Source organism: Komagataeibacter xylinus (assembly GCF_004302915.1).
GTDB classification, from domain to species: Bacteria; Pseudomonadota; Alphaproteobacteria; order Acetobacterales; family Acetobacteraceae; genus Komagataeibacter; species Komagataeibacter xylinus_C.
Window position 1 is genome coordinate 43,906 of the sequence record NZ_QQBI01000002.1, and the last position, 18,160, is coordinate 62,065.

An 18,160-nucleotide genomic window follows, 5' to 3' on the forward strand; every position below is an offset into this window, starting at 1 on the left:
TTATGCTCAAACTGACAAAAGTTTTTGGGGGCCGCCTTTTTTCAAAAAGGCGGCGTTCTTCGAAGCTTTTTGAAAAAAGCTTCGCCAAAAACTTTCATACATTACTTGTCCCCGCCCTTGAGCGGCGACATGAGAAAGCAGAATGGCACGACCAGCATGCACCCGATACCGAGGATCATGAAAACCTCGTTATAGGCAAGGATCGCAACCTGGCGCTGGAACTCCTTGTACAACCGCCCCATCGCCACGTTATTGAGCGCGCCCTGCGCATAGCCACGCATCACCGCAACGCCCCGGCTGTGGGCCAGGTATTCGTTGAAGGGCTGATGGTAGGGCGTCATCCAGTGCACCATCTGGTTCTGGTGCGCCTGGCGCAGTTCCGTCACCAGCGCCGTGGCCCCTGAAATGCTGAGCGAGCCCAGCACGTTACGCGCCATGCTGAACAGCGCCGAACCATCGGCGTTCAGGTTGCGGGGCAAGGTGGCGTAGGTAATGGTCGAGATCGGCACGAACAGGAAGGCCATCGTGCCCGTCTGGCTCATGCGGAACATCACCAGATGGCGGAAATCAAGGTCAGGCACCAACTGCGCCGACCAGATCATGGATATGCCCATGAGGAAGAAGCCCAGCGCGATGATATAGCGCAACTGCACATATTTCATCGCAATGCCCACCAGTGGGATGAGCACGATCACCACAATGCCGCCGGGCGAGAGAATCAGCCCCGACAGCGTTGCGGTGTAGCCCATGATCTGCTGCGAGAACTGCGGCACGATAATGGCCGAGGAATAGAGCAGCGCGCCCACCGCCCCCATCAGCCCGGTGCCCACGGCGAAGTTGCGGTCCTTGAACACCCGCAGGTCCACCGCCGGGTTCTTGACCCGCAGCAGCCAGATGATGGCGCCGCCTATGCCGAGGAAGGCAAGGATGGCCATGGTGACGATAATGCGCGAGCCGAACCAGTCCTCGTCCTCGCCACGGTCAACCGCCACTTCAAGGCAGCCAAAGCCGATGGTGATCAGCCCGATGCCCACGAAGTCGAGCGGTGCATGCTGCTTGCGCGCCCATGGCGGGTCATCAACCATGATCGAGACCGCGATGGTGGCCAGGATACCCACCGGCACGTTGATGAAGAACACCCACCGCCACGAGTAGTTATCCGTAATCCACCCGCCCAGCGACGGACCGAGCACGGGGGCAACCACGGTGGCGATGGCGGTCAGGCCAAAGGCCGCGGCCCGCTTGTCGGGCGGGAAGGTGTCAAGGATGATGGACTGCTGGTTGGGCTGCAGCCCGCCGCCAAAAAAGCCCTGCATCAGGCGGAAGAAGATCAGCTCGGGCAGGCTGGTCGCAATGCCGCACAGGAACGACGAGAGCGAGAACATGGCAATGCAGATCAGGAAGTAGCGCTTGCGCCCGAACAGCTTGCCCAGCCAGCCCGATATGGTGAGTACGATGCCATTGGCCACCAGGTAGGAGGTGAGCGTCCAGGTCGCGTCATCATAGGTTGAGGACAGGCTGCCCGCGATATGCGGCAGCGCCACGTTGACGATGGTGGTATCGAGAATTTCCATGAAGGCGGCCACCGTCACAACCACGGCGATCAGCCATGGGTTGTGCTTCGGTTTCCAGCCCGCGCCATCCGCCGGGGCCGCGGGCGCTGCCTGTGCGCTCATTCCGTATGGACCGTAGGTTCAACCGACAGCCCGATGGACAGCGGCAGGTCGCTGCGCAGCCCCTCGTCGATCAGGATCTTGACCGGCACGCGCTGCACGATCTTCACGTAGTTGCCCGTGGCATTCTCGGGCGGGAAAGCGCTGAAGGTCGCCCCGGTGCCAAGCTGCAGCGAGTCCACATGGCCCCTGAGCTTGAGGAAGGGGTAAGCATCGATCGCGATATCCACCTTCTGGCCGGGGCGCATGTGGGTGAGCTGCGTTTCCTTGTAGTTGGCCACGACCCAGATTTCGGGCTCGACCACGGACACCACCGTCTGGCCTGCGGTGACATACGTGCCACGCTCGATGTTGCGCTGCGAGATCCAGCCATCATGGGGTGCACGGATGGTGGTCCATTCCACGTTCAGTTCTGCCTCGCGCAGCCTTGCCTCGGCCTGGTTCAGGGTAGCCTGCTGCTCGCTCACGCGGGCCTCGGTGCTGGCGATGTTGGGGATGACGGGCAGCGCGGTTTCAAGGTTGCCCTGCGCCTCGAGCACCTGCGCCTTGGCCGCGTTCAGCGCTGCCGTGGCGTAATCGATGTTCTGCTGCGATGTCGCCTCACGGGTTACGCCATGCTGGCGGCGGTAATCGGTCTCGGCCCTGAACTCCTGCGCCTGCGCCTGCTGCAACTGGCCCTGGGCGACCATGAGGTGACCGGGGAAGTTCTTTTTGGCCACTTCGGCCAGCAGGGTATAATTCTGCACCTGCGCACGCGCGATATCGACGGCAGCCGCTGCCTGGTCACGCTGGGCGCGCCAGTTGCGGTCATCAATCAGGGCAATGACATCACCCTGATGGACGAACTGGTTGTCATTGACCAGCAGTTCGGTCACGTAGCCGGACACATGGGGGGCCACCGCCACGGCACGGCCTGCGGTAAAGGCGTCATCGGTTTCCACCTCGTTGCGGTGCAGGAACCAGTAGAGCGCACCCAGCACCACCACCGCCACGACAAGACCGATCAGGATCAGCTTGCGGCGCGGCGATACTTCCTTTTTCTTTTTATCCTGTCCGTCTTCAGGTGCGTTGCCTTCGTCCGCGGCCATCTGCTTTCCTTATCATCAACTTGATTGCAGCCCCTGATCCTGTCATCTCGCGCATTGACCGAACGGGTCGGTCAATCCATTGCACGAAGCTTGCCACACTTCAACCGCCAACCCCGGCCCACATGCACATTCGCCCGGTCAGGTCAGAGCGTGAAGGCCTGATTGCGCACCATGCGGGCGTACAGGCCATCATGATCCATCAGTTCATCATGCGTGCCGCATTCCACCGCCTCCCCCTGCGCGATCACCACCACCAGATCAGCCGAGCGCACGGTGGAAAGCCTGTGCGCCACCACAATGGTCGTGCGCCCGTGGCGCAGATGGGTCAGGGCCTCCTGCACGATGGCTTCGCTCTCGCTATCGAGCGCGCTTGTCGCCTCATCAAGCAGCAGCACGCGGGGGTTGCGCAGCAGGGCGCGGGCCAGCGCCACGCGCTGCCGCTGGCCGCCTGAGAGGCGCTGCCCGCCGGGGCCGACCACCGTGGCATAGCCCTGCGGCAGGGCCTGAATGAACGTATCGGCCGCGGCTGCCCGGGCGGCTTCATGCACCTGCGCGTCAGTGGCCCTGGGGTTGCCCATGCGGATGTTGTCGATGACCGGCAGGTCGAACAGGAGCGTGTCCTGGCTGACATAGGCAATGGCATCACGCAGCTCGGCCAGGATCAGGCGGCGCAGGTCCACGCCATCGAGCGTGATGCGCCCTCCGGTGACATCATGCAGGCGCGGAATGAGCGAAAGCGCTGTCGACTTGCCCGCCCCGGATGGCCCAACAAGGGCCACGGTCAGGCCGGGTGCGGCCACGAAATCCAGCCCGGTCAGCCCCATGCGCCCATCGGGGTAGCGAAAGGCCACCTGCTCGAAGCGCAGGTCGCCGCCGCCCGCGGGCAGGCTGATGGCATCGGGCGCCTGGGCCACGGCCACGGGCTCGTCAATCACGTCAAATACGCGCTGCAGGCCGCCAAGCCCTTCCTGCAGGGCAATGTTGAGCGTGCCGAGCGCGCGCAGCGGGCGGGCGGCGAGCAGCAGGGCCGCCACAAAGCCCGAAAAATCACCCAGCGTGGCGCCGCCCTGCGTGGCCCGCCAGCCCGCAAAGCCCAGCACGGCGGCCACGGCAATGCCGCCAAGCACCTCAAGCATCGGGTCCACGCGCGCGCGACCGCGCGCAATGCGCAGCAGGCGGTCATGCAGGGTGTCGAGCACGCGGGCGGCGCGGCCTTCCTCCTCGGCTTCAAGGCGGTAGACGCGGATGGTGCGCGACTGGCCAAAGCTTTCGGCCAGCATGGCGCTGGTCTCGCCAATCTGTTCATGCACGCCACCGGATTCCCGTCGCAGCCGTTTGCCCAGGCGGCGCACCGGCAGGGCGGCGATGGGGTAGAGCACGGCGGCGATCAGGCTGAGTTCCCAATCCATGTACAGCATGGAGGCGATCAGCCCCACCACGGTCACCGCATCGCCCAGCGCATTGGTCGCGCGGATCATGGCCTCGCGAATCGAGACGGCATCGGTGGTGAAGCGCGCCGCGATCTGGGCCGGGGCCTCGGTTTCGATGCGCGAGATATCGGCATTGACCAGATGGTGGAACATACGCCCCTGCAGGCCCCGGATCACCAGCAGCACCAGCGACTGCACCGCAATCGACTGCCCGTACTGCGAGATGGCCTTGGCCACCGTAATCACCACAACCAGAATGGGCACCTGGTACAGGATGCGGGGATCATGATCGGCAAACATGTCGAGCGCGCGCTGGATCACCAGCGGATAGAGCGCGCTGAAGATGGCCATGAGCGCCGTCAGCACCATGACCGCCATGATACGCAGCTTGTGGCAGGCCAGTTCATCGCGCCACAGCCGCCGCATGAGGCGGCGTGACGACACCGTTGCATCAGGCGCCGTCGCACGATCAGGCGCGGTCATTTTTATTGCATTCATCAATCGGCCTATAGCCGCAAGCCTACGCAAAACAAAGCGCTGCGACATGCGGTTACAAATTATGTCGTGCGCGCGGCGTCTTCAGCCAGCACGGCGCGCAGGCGGGCGATGCAGGCGGCATGGTCCGGCGCGCAGCCCTTTTCAAGCCACCAGTGCCGCACCTGCCCCAGCACCTGCCCCACCATGGCGCCGGGTGGGCAGCCCGCGCCGATCACGTCGCCACCGTTAAGGGGAAAGACCGGGGGCTGCGTGTGCGCAAGCTGGTGGCGCAGGGCATCCCACCCCGCATCGGGGTGGGCCAGCTGGTCAGCCTGCCGCAGCCACGCGCGCCAGATCAGGTCGCACGGCGCGTGGTCGGCCAGCAGGCGCAGGATGGCAGGTGCGTCAAGGCCGGGGCACGGCACCGGCCCGCCGCGCGTGCGGACCAGCGCGCCCGTTTCCGCGCGCGACAGCTTCAGCCGCCGCGCCGCTTCACGCCCGTCGCCCACCACCAGCGCCGCCAGACGCAGCACCGGCTCATCCGGCGCGCCACAGGCCAGCAGGTGCTCGAGGCGGGGGATGGCGTAGCCTTCGGGCAGGACATGGTCCAGCACGCCGCAATCGTGCATCTGCCCAAGCGTGCGCGCCACCTCGGGGCCTGTGAGGATGCGCCGCAGCTCCGACCATATCCGCTCGACCGAGAGGCGGTCGATCAGGCCAGCAAGACCCGTCATGGCATCGATCGCCTGCGGGTCAGGCCTGCCGCTGCCATACCGGGCCTGAAAGCGGAAAAACCGCAGGATCCGCAGCGCATCCTCGGTAATGCGCAGGCGGGCATCGCCCACAAAACGCACCCTTCCTGCCGCCAGGTCAGCCTGGCCGCCAAAATAATCATGCACCACGCCCGCGCTGTCGCACGACATGGCGTTGATGGTGAAGTCACGCCGTGCCGCATCCTCGCGCCAGTCCTGCGTCCAGGCCACGGTGGCGTGGCGGCCATCGGTTTCCTCATCGCGCCGCAGGGTCGTGATCTCGAAGGGGCGGCGGTCAATGACGGCGGTGACCGTGCCATGCGCAAGGCCCGTGGGCACGACCCGTATGCCTGCGGCCTTCAGCTTCGCCATCACCACATCGGGGGGCGCGGCGCAGGCCAGGTCGATATCGGCCACCGCCTGCCCGCGCAGCAGGTCGCGCACGGCGCCGCCCACCAGCCTTGCATCGGGGAGGATGGTCCAGATCCGGCCAAGCTGCTCCAGCACGTCAGGCATGGCATGGCCCAGCGTGGCGAGCGGGCTGGTCACGAAGCCGCCTCCATGGCGGAAAGCGGGAAGAACATATGTTGGCTCCACACGCCAAGGCAGGGCACGCCCTGGTAGTGGCCCTCCACCGCAAGGGCGGCGAGTTCGTAATAGACCGGGCGGGCGATGCGGGCCTCGATGGGCAGCGCGCCGTCGCCATCGCGCACATGCAGGTAAGGCACGGGGCCGGTGCCGCAGCCTTCGCACGGCACGTTCCAGTCACATCGAATCGGGTGGTCGGGGCCTGCGCAGATCACCTGGTCGACATTGGTGCGAAACGAGAGCACCTGCCCCCGCCCGCAGCCGTGCCATTCAAGGTGGTTGGCCACGAAGGGGGCATCCTCCACCTCGATCGTGCCCTGCTCCACCGGGGTCTGGAGCCTGAAGCCGCCCTGGGCGTCACGCCGCAGGGTGGAAGCGAACAGGCAGACCATCGGCTTGCGGCGGATGGGGGAGCCACGGTACAGCCACGTTCCGTCACGCCTGATCACGAACGGCAGCGCGCCGCATGTTCCCCCCTGCCCCGGCGAGCGGGCCGGCGGGTTCTGTCCTGTCTCGAAATCGTCCATCAATTGCGTTAACCCGACACTATGGAAGCTGCTGGACTTGATATAGGGATCAACACTGCCTTGATGAAACCCCCGGACCTGTCAGACTGTTGGAATGATGACCATGGATGATACCTCCCCCCTCCATGCGGCGCCGCAGGCGGGCATGACATCCCCCCCTTCCCTGACCGGCGAGCAGATCGCGGCCCGGGCCGAGAGCATGGGCGCGCGCCTGCGGGCGGCGCGGGCGGAAATCGGCCGTGTCATACTGGGGCAGGACCGGGTGATCGACCTGGTGCTGACCACCATCGTGGCGGGCGGGCACGCGCTTCTGGTCGGCGCGCCGGGCCTGGGCAAGACGCTGCTGGTCACAACGCTGGGTCACGTGATGGGCATGGACGCACGCCGCGTGCAGTTCACGCCCGACCTCATGCCTGCCGATATCCTGGGCAGCGAAATCCTTGATGAGGACGAGGCCGGCCGCCGCAGCTTCCGCTTCGTGGCGGGGCCGGTGTTCTGCCAGCTTCTCATGGCGGACGAGATCAACCGCGCCAGCCCGCGCACGCAATCAGCCCTTTTGCAGGCCATGCAGGAGCGCGAGGTGGCCATTGCGGGCACCAACCACCCGCTGCCCCGCCCCTTCCACGTGCTGGCCACCCAGAACCCCATCGAGCAGGAAGGCACCTATCCCCTGCCCGAGGCGCAGCTTGACCGTTTCCTGATGCAGGTCACGCTCGACTTCCCCACGGCCGAGGCCGAGCGCGCCATGCTGCTGGCCACCACCGGCACCACCACCGCCACCGCCAGCCCCGTGCTCACAGCGGCTGACGTGATCGAGGCGCAGGCGCTGGTGCGCGCCCTGCCGGTGGGCGAGCAGGTGGTCGATGCGATCGTGCGCCTCGTGCGCGCGGCCCGGCCCGAGACCAGCGATGACCCCACCATCCGCGAAGCCGTGGCCTGGGGTCCCGGCCCCCGCGCGGCACAGGCGCTGATGCTGGCCACCCGTGCCCGCGCCCTGCTTGATGGCAGGCTCTCCCCCACCATCGAGGACGTGGTGGCGCTGGCCCACCCCATCCTGGCCCACCGCATGGCGCTGTCCTTTACCGCGCGGGCGGAAAACCTGCGCCTGTCCACGCTGATCGATACACTGGCCGGACGGATCGGCTGACATTGGCCGCCCTTCCCTCCTTCCTGTCGCGGCTGATCCCGAACACTGCCCGCACGCCCGGCGCGCCCCGCCCCGCGCCGGAGGCTGCGGGGGCGGGGCTCCTGCCGCGCAACGCCATTACCGCCACCGCGCTGGCCGATGACCTGGCCCGCAGGCTGCCCGCCCTGCTCATGACCGCCGAGCGCCTTGCCCGCGCCACAGGCCCGGGCAGCCATGCGCGGCGCAGGGCGGGCCAGGGCGACGAGTTCTGGCAATACCGCCCCGCAACACAGGGCGAGGCGGCCAGTGCGATTGACTGGCGGCAGTCCGCGCGGGGCGACCGGGCCTTCGTACGCGAGCGCGAAGCACAGGCCCCGCATACCATATGTATCTGGTGCGATAACAGCGCATCCATGCGCTGGCATTCCGCCCCTGGCCTGCCGCCCAAGGCCGAGCGGGCCTTCGTGCTGGCGCTGGCCAGTGCGGCCATGCTGCTTGGGCAGGGCGAGCAGATCCGCCTGCTGGCCACCAACCCCACAACCCCGCCGCTGCGACTGCACGGCCATCGCGCGCTAGAACAGATGGCCCATGCGCTGCTGGCCGCCCTGCGCCATGCGCCCGATGCACCCGACCTGCCGCTGGCCGCCGCCATACCCGCCCGCAGCCGCGTGCTGCTGTTTGGCGACGGGCTGTACCCGCCCGCGCAACTTGAGACCTTCCTGCGCCAGCTTGCCACGTGCCAGGCCACCGCCACGCTGGTGGAAACCCTCGACCCGGCGGAGACCACCCTGCCCTATGCCGGCCCCACCCGCTTCACCGGCGTGGAGGAGGACACGGCCCGCCTGCTCCATGGCAGCCCCACACTGCAACAGGACTATGCCGTGATCTGGCAGCGCCACCAGGCGCGGCTGCGCACGCTGTGCATGGCGGCAGGCAGCCCACCCGTGGTGCACATGACCGACCAGCCGCCGCTTGCGGCGCTGATGGCGCTCCACACCCTGCTCGGGGCGGGAGGACGGCCATGATCCTGCTGGCACCATGGATGCTGCTGGGCCTGCTGGGCCTGCCCGCCGTGTGGTGGCTGCTGCATGCCCGCCCGCCCGCGCCGCGCACGCAGTCCTTCCCGCCCATGCGGCTGCTTGCTACGCTTGCGGCCCCGCCGCCTGATGCGACCTCCGCTCCGCTGTGGCGCGTGCTGCTGCGCTGCCTGGCCGTGCTGGGGCTGGTGCTGGGGCTGGCGCAGCCGGTCTTTCCGCGCGGGCAGGGCGGCCTGCCCGATGCCGACTGCCTGATCGTGCTCGATAACGGCTGGGCGGCTGCGGGCACATGGTCACAGCGCATCCACGCGCTCGATGGCCTGCTCGACCACCTTGCCCGCACCGGCCACACAGCCCGCCTGCTGCTCACCGCCCGCAACGACGCGCTCGACCCGATCACGGTCCAGCCCGCCATGCAGGCCGACATGCTGCGCAGCCAGATCGACCCGATGCTGCCCCGCGCCTGGCCTGCCGACCGCCTTGCGGCCACCCATGCGCTCACAACCCTTGCGGGCCAGGGCTGGCGCGGGCCGGTCCTCTACATTGCCGACGGGCTGGCCACGCAGGCCGACACGGGTTTTGCCGCAGCACTCGCTGGCATTGGCCCCGTGCATGACATGCAGGTGCCGCAATCCGACATCATGCTGCTCGCCCCGCCTGCCAGCGGGCAGGGCAGTCTGGCCACGCGGCTGCGCACGGTGCCGCGCGACCATCCGCGCACCGGCCAGCTCCGCCTTGAAACCGCAACCGGCGGCACGCTCGGCCTGCTGCCGGTCAACCTGCCCGCAGGCGCCGACCACGCCGACCTTGCCCCCGAACTGCCCGCCGAACTGCGCAACAAGGTCGATCACCTCGCCCTTGAGGGCATGGCCGGGCCCGCGGGCATCCGCCTGCTTGACGAGCGCGAGCGCCAGCGCCCGGTGGGGCTGATCGCAACCGGCAGTTCCGACACGCCGCTGATGGGCAGCCTGTTCTACCTGCGCCGCGCGCTGCAACCCGCCGCCGAACTGCGCGAGGGCGACCTCGATACGCTGCTTGCGCGCCCGCTTTCGGTCATCATCGCGCCCGATGGCACATTGGGCAGCCCCGAAAGCCGCAAGAAAGTCGCGGCCTGGGTGCGCGCGGGCGGCACGCTGATCCGCTTTGCCGGCCCGCTGCTCATCCAGGGGGCAGATGCCACGGATGGCGGTGGCGATACGCCCCAACCGCAGGCCGACCCGCTCCTGCCCGTGCCGCTCATGGCGGGCGCACGTGAACTGGGGGGGGCCATGTCATGGAGCAGGCCTGAGCATCTGGCCCCCTTCCCCGCCACGTCGCCATTCCATGATCTGGACATCCCGGCCGATGTCACGGTGTCACGGCAGGTGCTGGCCCAGCCCGCCACCGATCTGGACAACCATAGCTGGGCGCGGCTCGATGATGGCACGCCGCTTGTCACCCACGCCGCACTGGGCGCCGGGCAGATCGTGCTGTTCCATGTAACCAGCACGGCGGAATGGTCGAACCTGCCGCTTTCGGGCCTGTTCGTGGGCATGCTCCAGCACCTGATCGACCAGGCCTCGGGCATCGAAACGCCTGCGGGCACCACCCTGCTGGCCCCCTACATGGCGCTTGATGGCGATGGCACGCTGGTCGCACCCCCCGCAGGCGCTCAGGCGCTACGGGCCGATGCGTTTGGCCATACCGCGCCCAGCCCCGAACACCCGCCGGGGCTTTACGGCCCGCGCAACAGCCGCCGCGCGCTCAATGTGGGTGATGACCCGGCAGCCCTTGCGGCCCAGCCCGCCATCGGCACCGTATCGGACCTGCGCGGGCAGGTGGCCGACCTGTCCATCGGGCCGGTGCTACTCCTGCTGGCGAGCGTGCTGCTCCTGGCCGATGGGCTGGTCAGCATCGTGCAGCGCGGGCGGCAGTGGCGCGGGCTTGCGGCCCTGGCCCTGTGCTGCGCCATGGGCATGACCGCCGCCCATGCGCAGGCAGCCGACGACATACCGCCCGACGTGCCGCGTGCCGCCCTTGAAACCCGGCTGGCCTACATCGTGACCGGACATGCCGAGGTCGATGATGTCTCGAAAGAGGGGCTGCAGGGCCTGTCGGACTACGTCAACGCCCGCACCTCCGCCGTACTGGGCCACCCTGATGGCGTGACGCCGGAGCATGATGACCTGTCCTATTACCCGCTCATCTACTGGCCGGTCACAGCGGATGCCGCCACCAGCCCTGCCCGCACGGCGGCGCTGAACACCTATATGCACCATGGCGGCATCCTGCTGATCGACACGCAGGGCCAGGACCCCGCCACCGCACCCGAAAACGCCAGCAGCTATACCGGCTCGGCGCCGGGTACGGCGGCGGCACTGAGGCGCATGACGGCGGGGCTGGACATTCCGCCTCTCGCCCGGCTCGACAGCCACCATGTGCTCTCGCACACCTTTTACCTGCTGCATGATTTTCCCGGCCGGTATGAGGGCATGCCCGTATGGGTGGCGCAGGAGGGCGACAGCACCAATGACGGGGTGAGCCCGGTCATCATCGGCAGCAATGACTGGGCGCATGCCTGGGCGGTGGATGAAACGGGCAACACGCCCTACGCCCCCGTGCCCGACGGGGCGGAACAGCGCGTCACGGCCTACCGTTTTGGCGTGAATGCCGTGATCTATGCCCTGACCGGCAACTACAAGGCGGACCAGGTGCATGTGCCTGCCCTGCTCAAACGGCTTGGGGAGTAAGCGGCATGCCTGACCTGTCGCGCCACATGATGGCACTCAGCCCGCTTGTGCCGCCGTGGTGCATCAACCTGCTTCTGGCCGCCTGCGTCGTGCTCGCCCTGTGGGGCCTTGCCCGCCGGGTGCGCGGCAGCGTGTGGCGGCTACTGGCCGGGCTGGGTGTTGCCCTGTGGCTGTACAACCCCCAGCGCATTACCGAGACATGGCACCCCCTGCCTGAAACGGCACTTGTGGTGGTGGACCAGTCGGCCTCGATGAACGAGCGCAACCGGGGCGAGATGGCGCGCAATGCGGCGGCAGGCGTGCAGGCCGCCATGAACCGCGTGCCCGGCCTCGTGCCGCGCATCGTGACCGTGCGCGAGGCGCAGCATGGCGGCACGCGGCTGTTTGCGGCGTTGCAGCAGGCGGCGGCTGACATTCCCCCTTCCCGCCTGGCGGGCGCCGTGCTGATTACCGATGGCGAGGACCATGACGTGCCCGCCACCGTGCCCGACACGCTCAACCCCGATGATGGCCACGGCCACCGCACGCTCCTGCCCCTGCATGTGCTGCTGACCGGCAGGGGCGAGGAAACCGACCGCCACCTGCGCGTGCTCCAGGCGCCGCCCTTCGCCATCGTGGGCAAGGACGTGACCATACGTGTGCAGATCGATGACCAGGGCGCGCCCCCACAGCCGGGGGCCACCACGCAGCTCACGCTCACGCAGGGCGATGGCGCGACCTTCACCCGGCCGGTCAAGATTGGCGAACCACAGGACATTACCCTGCCCGTCACCCATCCGGGCGAGATGCTGGTGGGCCTGTCGGCACCCGAACTGCCCGGCGAGGTCTCGACGCGCAACAACCATGATGTCATCCGCATCAACGGCGTGCGCGACCGGCTGCGCGTGCTGCTGGTGTCAGGCACGCCCAACCAGGGCGAGCGCGTATGGCGGCGGCTGCTCAAGGCCGACCCTTCGGTGGACCTCGTGCACTTCACCATCCTGCGGCCACCCGACCGTGATGACGGCACGCCCCTTTCCGACCTTGCGCTGATCGCCTTCCCCGTCAACGAACTGTTTCAGCAGAAGGTGGGGCAGTTCGACCTCATCATTCTCGACGGGTTTGAAAACCGCGGCATCCTGCCTGAGGCCTATCTGCGCAACATCGTCAACCACATCCGTGAAGGCGGCGGGCTGCTGCTGATTGGCGGGCCGGAATTCCTGACCGCGGGCTCCCTGCAGGATACTCCGCTTGCCGATATCCTGCCCGCGCATGTGAGCACGGCCGATGGCATGGCCATCCAGCGCTTCAGGCCCGACCTGACCGAGACCGGCATGCGCCACCCTGTCACCTCCGGCCTGCCGGGCTCGCCCGAGCATGCAGGCAGCAAGCCGGGCTGGGGGCCGTGGTATCGCAGCCTGCGCAGCGATTCCGCCCGGGGCGAGGTACTCATGACCGGCCCCGACCACCAGCCCCTGCTGGTGCTTGACCATGCGGACAAGGGGCGCGTGGCCTTCCTCATGTCCGACCAGGCCTGGCTATGGTCGCATGGCGAAGGTGGCGGCGGCCCGCAATCCGAGCTGCTGCGCCGCATCTCGCACTGGCTGATGAAAGAGCCGGAACTGGAGGAAAACCAGCTTGAGGCCAGCATTGCGGCAGGGCAAATGACCATCACCCGCCGTTCGGTCACCACCGGGCCTGCACCGGTGGTGCATGTCACGGCGCCCGATGGCACCAGCCAGCAGGTCACCCTCGAGCCCGCTGGCAATACCGGCCTTGCCCGCGCCCGCCTGCCCGCGACACAGGAAGGCATATGGACCGTGCGGGATGATGACGGGCATGCAGCCTTTGCCGCCCCGCGCGCGGAAGACCCACTGGAGTTTGCCGATTTGCGGGCCACGGCTTCGGTGCTTGGCCCCATGGCGGCGGCGACCGGCGGCGGCGTGCACTGGCTTGGCGCGAATGCGCAGGCCCCTACCGTGCCGGAGATGGTGATGGCTGACGGGAGCCATGCTTCATCGGCCAGCCGCTTCGCCTTCCCCGCCCGCAATGCCCACAGCGTATCGGGGCAGCAGGCAAGAGCCATGCTGCCAGCCTGGGCCATGGGCCTGTTCGTGCTGCTGATGGTGTTCATGGCATGGTGGCGGGAGAGCCGCCCCTGAAGGCAGGGACTGCAATCAAGGAACTGACAAAGCGGCGGTCCAAGAGACTGTTTTGAAAAGTTAGCTCAGCAAACATCCAGAAATCATAAGGAAGTTTTTGGTGAAGCTTTTTTTCAAAAGCTTCAAAGAACACCGCCTTTTTGAAAAAAGGCGGCACCCAAAAACTTTTATCATTTTTTATCAATGAGTTGTTTTCAGACTGTCTCTAAATAAAAATAGCCTCAGAACGCCTTGATGATTGCACGCTGTTGAACGGACGGGCTTTTCTGGCCACCATGGCGGGAAAGTGGATTAATCATCGCATCCACCATCATTTTGCGGTAATCAGCAGAACCGGCAGGCGGCGCAGGGCTGTTGCGCGGCAGGCTGAACGCTCACTCTCGGGACAGGACATGATTTCCAGATCCGGTATATATCTTCTTGTCGCCGCCCTGTTCGCGGGCCTTCCTGCCGTGTGCATGCCACTGCACATGGCGCATGCGCAGGATGCCGAAGACGCTGAAGCCGAATCAGAGGCTGCCGATGCCGCCAAGAAGGCCGAGGCCCGCCGCGCGGCCAAGGCCGCAGCCCCGCCGGCCGCGCTGCCGGGCGCTGAATCGCGCGAGGAAGAGCACGGCCACGCCAATGCCGACATGAACCCGACCAATGCGCTGTTCGACGCCATCAACCGTGGCAGCCTTGGCGCGGCGAAGGAAGCCCTGAACCGCGGCGCTGACATGACGGCCCAGAACCAGCTTGGCCAGACGCCGCTTGACATGGCGATCGACCTTAACCGTAACGACATCACCTTCCTGCTGCTGTCGATGCGTACCTTCTCGGATGCCGACCCGCATTTCGCCTCCAACAACCTTGAAAGCGGCGAGGACGATACTCCCCCGCTCACCATGCCCAAACATGCCTCGACCACCGCCTCGCCCGACCGGCGCTATGATGCCTCGGGCGGCCATGCCGACCCCTCGATCGGGTTCCTTGGCTTTGGCGGCAGCTAGGCCAGGCGGGGCTGCCTGATTCAGGGCGCCCCGTTCAGGCTGGCCTCAAGGGTCATGATCTCGTGCCACAGCTCATCGGCCGTGCGTTGCGGCGGGCGGCGGGTATTGGTCAGCACGACGAATTCAAGCGTCATGGGGCGGGCGGAATAGCGCTGGCGGCTGACGCGGTAGCGCTTGTAGGGGCGGGTAAAGACCTGCACCGCGCCCCGCTCGCAATTGGCCCGCAGCATATCTTTCAGCGCAATAAAGCCATCGGTGCTGTAGCTCGTGGCGATCCAGCGCGTATCGAGCACCGATAGCAGGTGCCGGTAGGCCGCAAGCGCCTGCCTGCGGTGGTTGTAGGGGCTGCGCCGCTCGGTGCGCCAGTCCTGGCGTATGGCCGCCTTGTCGCGCCCGGTAATCTTGGGGGCAAGGGGCGGGCTGTCCCACAGGGCGATGGTGTTGAGCACGTGGTAATTGGCGCCGTAGGGGTGCTGGTTGTAAGGCGGATCGATATAGGCGATGGCGGCCTCGCCCACCTCTCCCGCAAGATTGGCGGCCAGGGCGTGGGCATCCATGCGCAGCACCCTGTGCTCATGCCCGTTATCAATAAAGCCCGCCGGGCGCAGCGCAAGATCGGCGGCGATGCGATACAGCGCCGTGCCCGTGCGCCCGCCCCAGCCGTGATGAAACCCCTTGAACAGCCCGCTGGTATTGCTGTTGTAGCTGGCGCTGTACAGCAGCGGGGCCAGCAGGCAGGCCTTCTGCCCTGCATCAAGCAGGCCATCATGTTCCCACCGGGCGATCTGGGTGCGGATGGCGTCGATGCGCATGCCGTTCTTGCGCATGTAGAACATCCGGTCACGTGCGGTGTCGTAATGCACGTCATCATCGGGGCACAGGTGGCGGGTGATCCAGCCCTCGAGGGGCGGCAGGGCGTTGAGTTCCGCCATGACCTGCCCGTAATCACGCCCGCCGTGAAAGACCGGCGCGCGCGACTGGGCCACATAACAGCGGTTGATCTGTTCGCTATAAGGCTCCCAGTCATTGCACAGCACGCGAAAGCCAAGCCGCTTGGCCAGCCTTGATACCACGCCGGTGCCGGCGAACAGGTCGATGAAATCGGTATGGTGCGGCACCTCGCCCGTGGCCGCGATGGCCTGAGCGATCAGGCCGAGCAGCTTGCGCTTGTTGCCGATATAGGGAATGAGCTGGCTGAACAGGTATTCCCCGGTCAGCAGCGCCGCATGGCGGCCCGGGCTCCATTCCATGCCGGGCAGGCCATGCGATCCATCAGGATCGGGGCGCCAGTTCATGCCACCCTGCCTTCCCCCGCCATCAGGATGCGACGGCTGCCTGCTCCGCCCGGATCTCGCTGCGCAGCGTATCGAGTTGCACCAGTTCGCCCTCGTGCTCGAAATACCAGAACGTCCAGCCATTGCATGAGGGCGCATTGGTCAGCGTCGCGCCCATCTTGTGAATGGAGCCCCGGTGCCGCCCGCTGACCAGCGTGCCATCGGGCGAGACGGTGGCGCGCACGCGCTTCTGCCGGTCCATGAGCACGGTGCCAGCAGGCACCATGCCGCGCTCGACCAGCACGCCAAAGGGCACGCGCGGGCTTTCGCGCCGGGCGGGCGTGGTCAGCACGCTGTCAAGCGGCACGGGTTTTTCGCGCCGGGCACGGCCGATCGCGGCCTCGGCATAATCAGGGTGGCGCTCGATGCCGATAAAGCGGCGGCGCAGCCTGCGCGCCATGGCCGTGGTGGTGCCGGTGCCGGTAAAGGGGTCGAGCACCACGTCATCCACATTGGTCGAGGCCACGAGCACGCGGTGCAGCAGGCTTTCGGGCTTCTGGGTGGGGTGCAGCTTCAGGCCATGCTCGTTGCGCAGCCGCTCGCCGCCGGTGCACAGCGGCAGGTACCAGTCCGAGCGCATCTGCACATCGTCATTGAGCGCCTTCATGGCCTGGTAGTTGAAGCGGTAGCGGCTGTCCGGCCCGCGCGCCGCCCAGATCAGCGTTTCATGCGCATTGGTGAAGCGCCGTCCGCGGAAGTTGGGCATGGGGTTGGACTTGCGCCAGATCACATCATTGAGGATCCAGAACCCGAGGTCCTGCAAAATCGCTCCGATGCGGAAGATGTTGTGATACGAGCCGATGACCCAGATCGTGCCATCCTTGCGCAGCACGCGCCGCGCCTCGGTCAGCCAGGCGCGGGTGAATTCATCATAGGCCCGCAGGTCGGCGAATTTGTCCCAGTCGTCATCCACGCCATCGACCACGCTGTCATCGGGGCGGCGCAGTTCGCCCTTGAGCTGGAGGTTGTATGGCGGATCGGCGAACACGCAGTCGATCGAACCCGCGGGCAGGGTGCGCATCATCTCCACGCAATCACCGCGCAGCACCTGGTCAAGGGGCAATTCCATCATTACCGCACCGCTCATGAATTGTTCAGCATGATGGCTGCTCCGCGCTTGAATGTAAGGAAGAAGGACAGGAAGCCTGCATGATGCGCCGCACCGTGCCGAAGGCCGCCCGGTGGTGGGGGCTGACACCGTGGGCCATGAGCCCCGCGCGGTGTATGGGCGTGCCGTAGCCTGCATTGCGCTCCCAGCCATAGGCGGGCCACCGCCGGGCCAGGCGCTCCATGGCCCGGTCGCGCACGACCTTGGCCACGACCGAGGCCGCGGCGATGGACAGGCTGATCGCATCGCCCCCCACGACGCATTGCGCCGGGCACCCGAAATCGGGCGCGGCGTTACCATCGACCAGGACCAGTTCGGGCCATTGGGGCAGGCGGCCGACCGCACGCTGCATGGCGATCCATGAGGCGCGCAGGATGTTGTGGTGTTCGATTTCGGCCACGGAGGCCGCCCCCACCCCGATCAGGACATCGGGGGTCTGGTGCAGCGTATCGTAAAGCTGCTGGCGGACCTTTGGCCTGAGCTTTTTTGAATCATCAAGCGTGTCAGCCAGATGGCCCGGCACGCCCGAGAGGAACATGACCGCCGCCGCCACGACCGGACCGGCCAGCGGGCCGCGACCGACTTCATCGACACCGGCGACCCGTCCCCCATGGGCGTGCTCAAGCGTGTAATCCGGCATCCAGTCCTTCCCGTCACGGTGCGAATCGGGGTTCAGGCCCGATTCGCACCAGATTCATGTTCTGGAAGGATGGAAACCATTTTTATGCACGGTTGTGCAAGATGCTGTGGACTCATCGAGTCCCTTAAAATGAAAAAAAACGACTCGAGCCGTGATCAGCCCTTGCGGCGGGGGATGAAAATCAGCCCCATGATGGTGCCGAGCACCGCCGCGATACCGAGGGAAAACAGCGGGCGCTCACGCACGAAGGTCACGGCGCGCTCGAGCTTGCCTTCGCCTTCATCATACAGATCGGCGAATTCCTGCCGCGCCATGCCCGAAAGCTGGTCGACCTTGCCTTCAGCCTGCATGCCCACATTGCCCGTAAGGCCGCCGGCGGCATCCTTCAGGCGGCCTACGCCCTCATCAACCATGCCTTCAGCCTTGGTCTCGATGTTTTTTGCCTTGTCTTCCGACATCATTCACACTCCGTAATATCGCTGTTCTGTAGCGTGGACCCATAACGCCACGATGGCGCTTGC

General features: G+C 66.5%; 14 protein-coding genes. 5 read left to right on the plus strand and 9 right to left on the minus strand.

Annotated features, from left to right (window positions below):
- Positions 1-101 precede the first annotated feature (101 nt).
- The 5 genes from DV027_RS01890 to DV027_RS01910 all read right to left on the minus strand — a co-directional run bounded on the left by DV027_RS01890 (position 102) and on the right by DV027_RS01910 (position 6,535).
- Positions 102-1,676: a DHA2 family efflux MFS transporter permease subunit gene (locus DV027_RS01890; protein WP_130730294.1), complete on the minus strand. Its 1,575-nt coding sequence runs from the start codon at positions 1,674-1,676 to the stop codon at positions 102-104.
- Positions 1,673-2,761, minus strand: coding sequence for an HlyD family secretion protein (locus tag DV027_RS01895; protein ID WP_130730295.1), 1,089 nt, complete (start codon positions 2,759-2,761; stop codon positions 1,673-1,675). Before DV027_RS01895 ends, DV027_RS01890 begins: the two co-directional genes overlap by 4 nt.
- Positions 2,762-2,904: 143 nt before the next feature.
- Complete coding sequence (locus DV027_RS01900; RefSeq protein WP_408884442.1) at positions 2,905-4,689, minus strand: ABC transporter ATP-binding protein; 1,785 nt, start codon at positions 4,687-4,689, stop codon at positions 2,905-2,907.
- 59 nt (positions 4,690-4,748) lie between these two features.
- Positions 4,749-5,936: a CCA tRNA nucleotidyltransferase gene (locus DV027_RS01905; RefSeq protein ID WP_130730416.1), complete on the minus strand. Its 1,188-nt coding sequence runs from the start codon at positions 5,934-5,936 to the stop codon at positions 4,749-4,751.
- A 29-nt stretch (positions 5,937-5,965) separates the two neighbouring features.
- Positions 5,966-6,535 carry a DUF1285 domain-containing protein gene (locus tag DV027_RS01910; protein WP_130730297.1) on the minus strand — a complete coding sequence of 190 codons (570 nt, stop codon included), beginning with the start codon at positions 6,533-6,535 and terminating at the stop codon, positions 5,966-5,968.
- Between the two features lie 94 nt (positions 6,536-6,629).
- On the opposite strand from DV027_RS01910, the gene DV027_RS01915 reads away from it, so the two are divergent.
- The 5 genes from DV027_RS01915 to DV027_RS01935 all read left to right on the plus strand — a co-directional run bounded on the left by DV027_RS01915 (position 6,630) and on the right by DV027_RS01935 (position 14,557).
- Complete coding sequence (locus tag DV027_RS01915; protein ID WP_130730298.1) at positions 6,630-7,682, plus strand: AAA family ATPase; 1,053 nt, start codon at positions 6,630-6,632, stop codon at positions 7,680-7,682.
- Positions 7,683-7,684: 2 nt separating this feature from the next.
- Positions 7,685-8,686, plus strand: coding sequence for a DUF58 domain-containing protein (locus tag DV027_RS01920; protein ID WP_242621696.1), 1,002 nt, complete (start codon positions 7,685-7,687; stop codon positions 8,684-8,686).
- Positions 8,683-11,427 (plus strand): DUF4159 domain-containing protein, encoded by a 2,745-nt coding sequence (locus DV027_RS01925; RefSeq protein ID WP_130730299.1) that lies wholly within the window; start codon positions 8,683-8,685, stop codon positions 11,425-11,427. The genes DV027_RS01920 and DV027_RS01925 overlap by 4 nt, the downstream gene beginning before the upstream one ends.
- 5 nt (positions 11,428-11,432) lie before the next feature.
- On the plus strand, positions 11,433-13,568 hold the full coding sequence (locus DV027_RS01930; RefSeq protein WP_130730300.1) for a VWA domain-containing protein: 2,136 nt from the start codon (positions 11,433-11,435) through the stop codon (positions 13,566-13,568).
- 392 nt (positions 13,569-13,960) lie between these two features.
- Positions 13,961-14,557, plus strand: coding sequence for an ankyrin repeat domain-containing protein (locus tag DV027_RS01935; RefSeq protein WP_130730301.1), 597 nt, complete (start codon positions 13,961-13,963; stop codon positions 14,555-14,557).
- Between the two features lie 20 nt (positions 14,558-14,577).
- Here DV027_RS01935 and DV027_RS01940 read toward each other — a convergent pair whose 3' ends face one another.
- The 4 genes from DV027_RS01940 to DV027_RS01955 form a co-directional block, all read right to left on the minus strand.
- Positions 14,578-15,852: a DNA adenine methylase gene (locus DV027_RS01940; protein WP_130730302.1), complete on the minus strand. Its 1,275-nt coding sequence runs from the start codon at positions 15,850-15,852 to the stop codon at positions 14,578-14,580.
- A gap of 22 nt (positions 15,853-15,874) precedes the next feature.
- Positions 15,875-16,978: a site-specific DNA-methyltransferase gene (locus DV027_RS01945; RefSeq protein WP_130730303.1), complete on the minus strand. Its 1,104-nt coding sequence runs from the start codon at positions 16,976-16,978 to the stop codon at positions 15,875-15,877.
- A 7-nt stretch (positions 16,979-16,985) separates the two neighbouring features.
- Positions 16,986-17,639 (minus strand): ribonuclease HII, encoded by a 654-nt coding sequence (locus tag DV027_RS01950; protein WP_130730304.1) that lies wholly within the window; start codon positions 17,637-17,639, stop codon positions 16,986-16,988.
- 155 nt (positions 17,640-17,794) lie between these two features.
- Positions 17,795-18,097, minus strand: a complete 303-nt coding sequence (locus tag DV027_RS01955) for a CsbD family protein (protein ID WP_130730418.1) — start codon at positions 18,095-18,097, stop codon at positions 17,795-17,797.
- Positions 18,098-18,160: the final 63 nt, after the last annotated feature.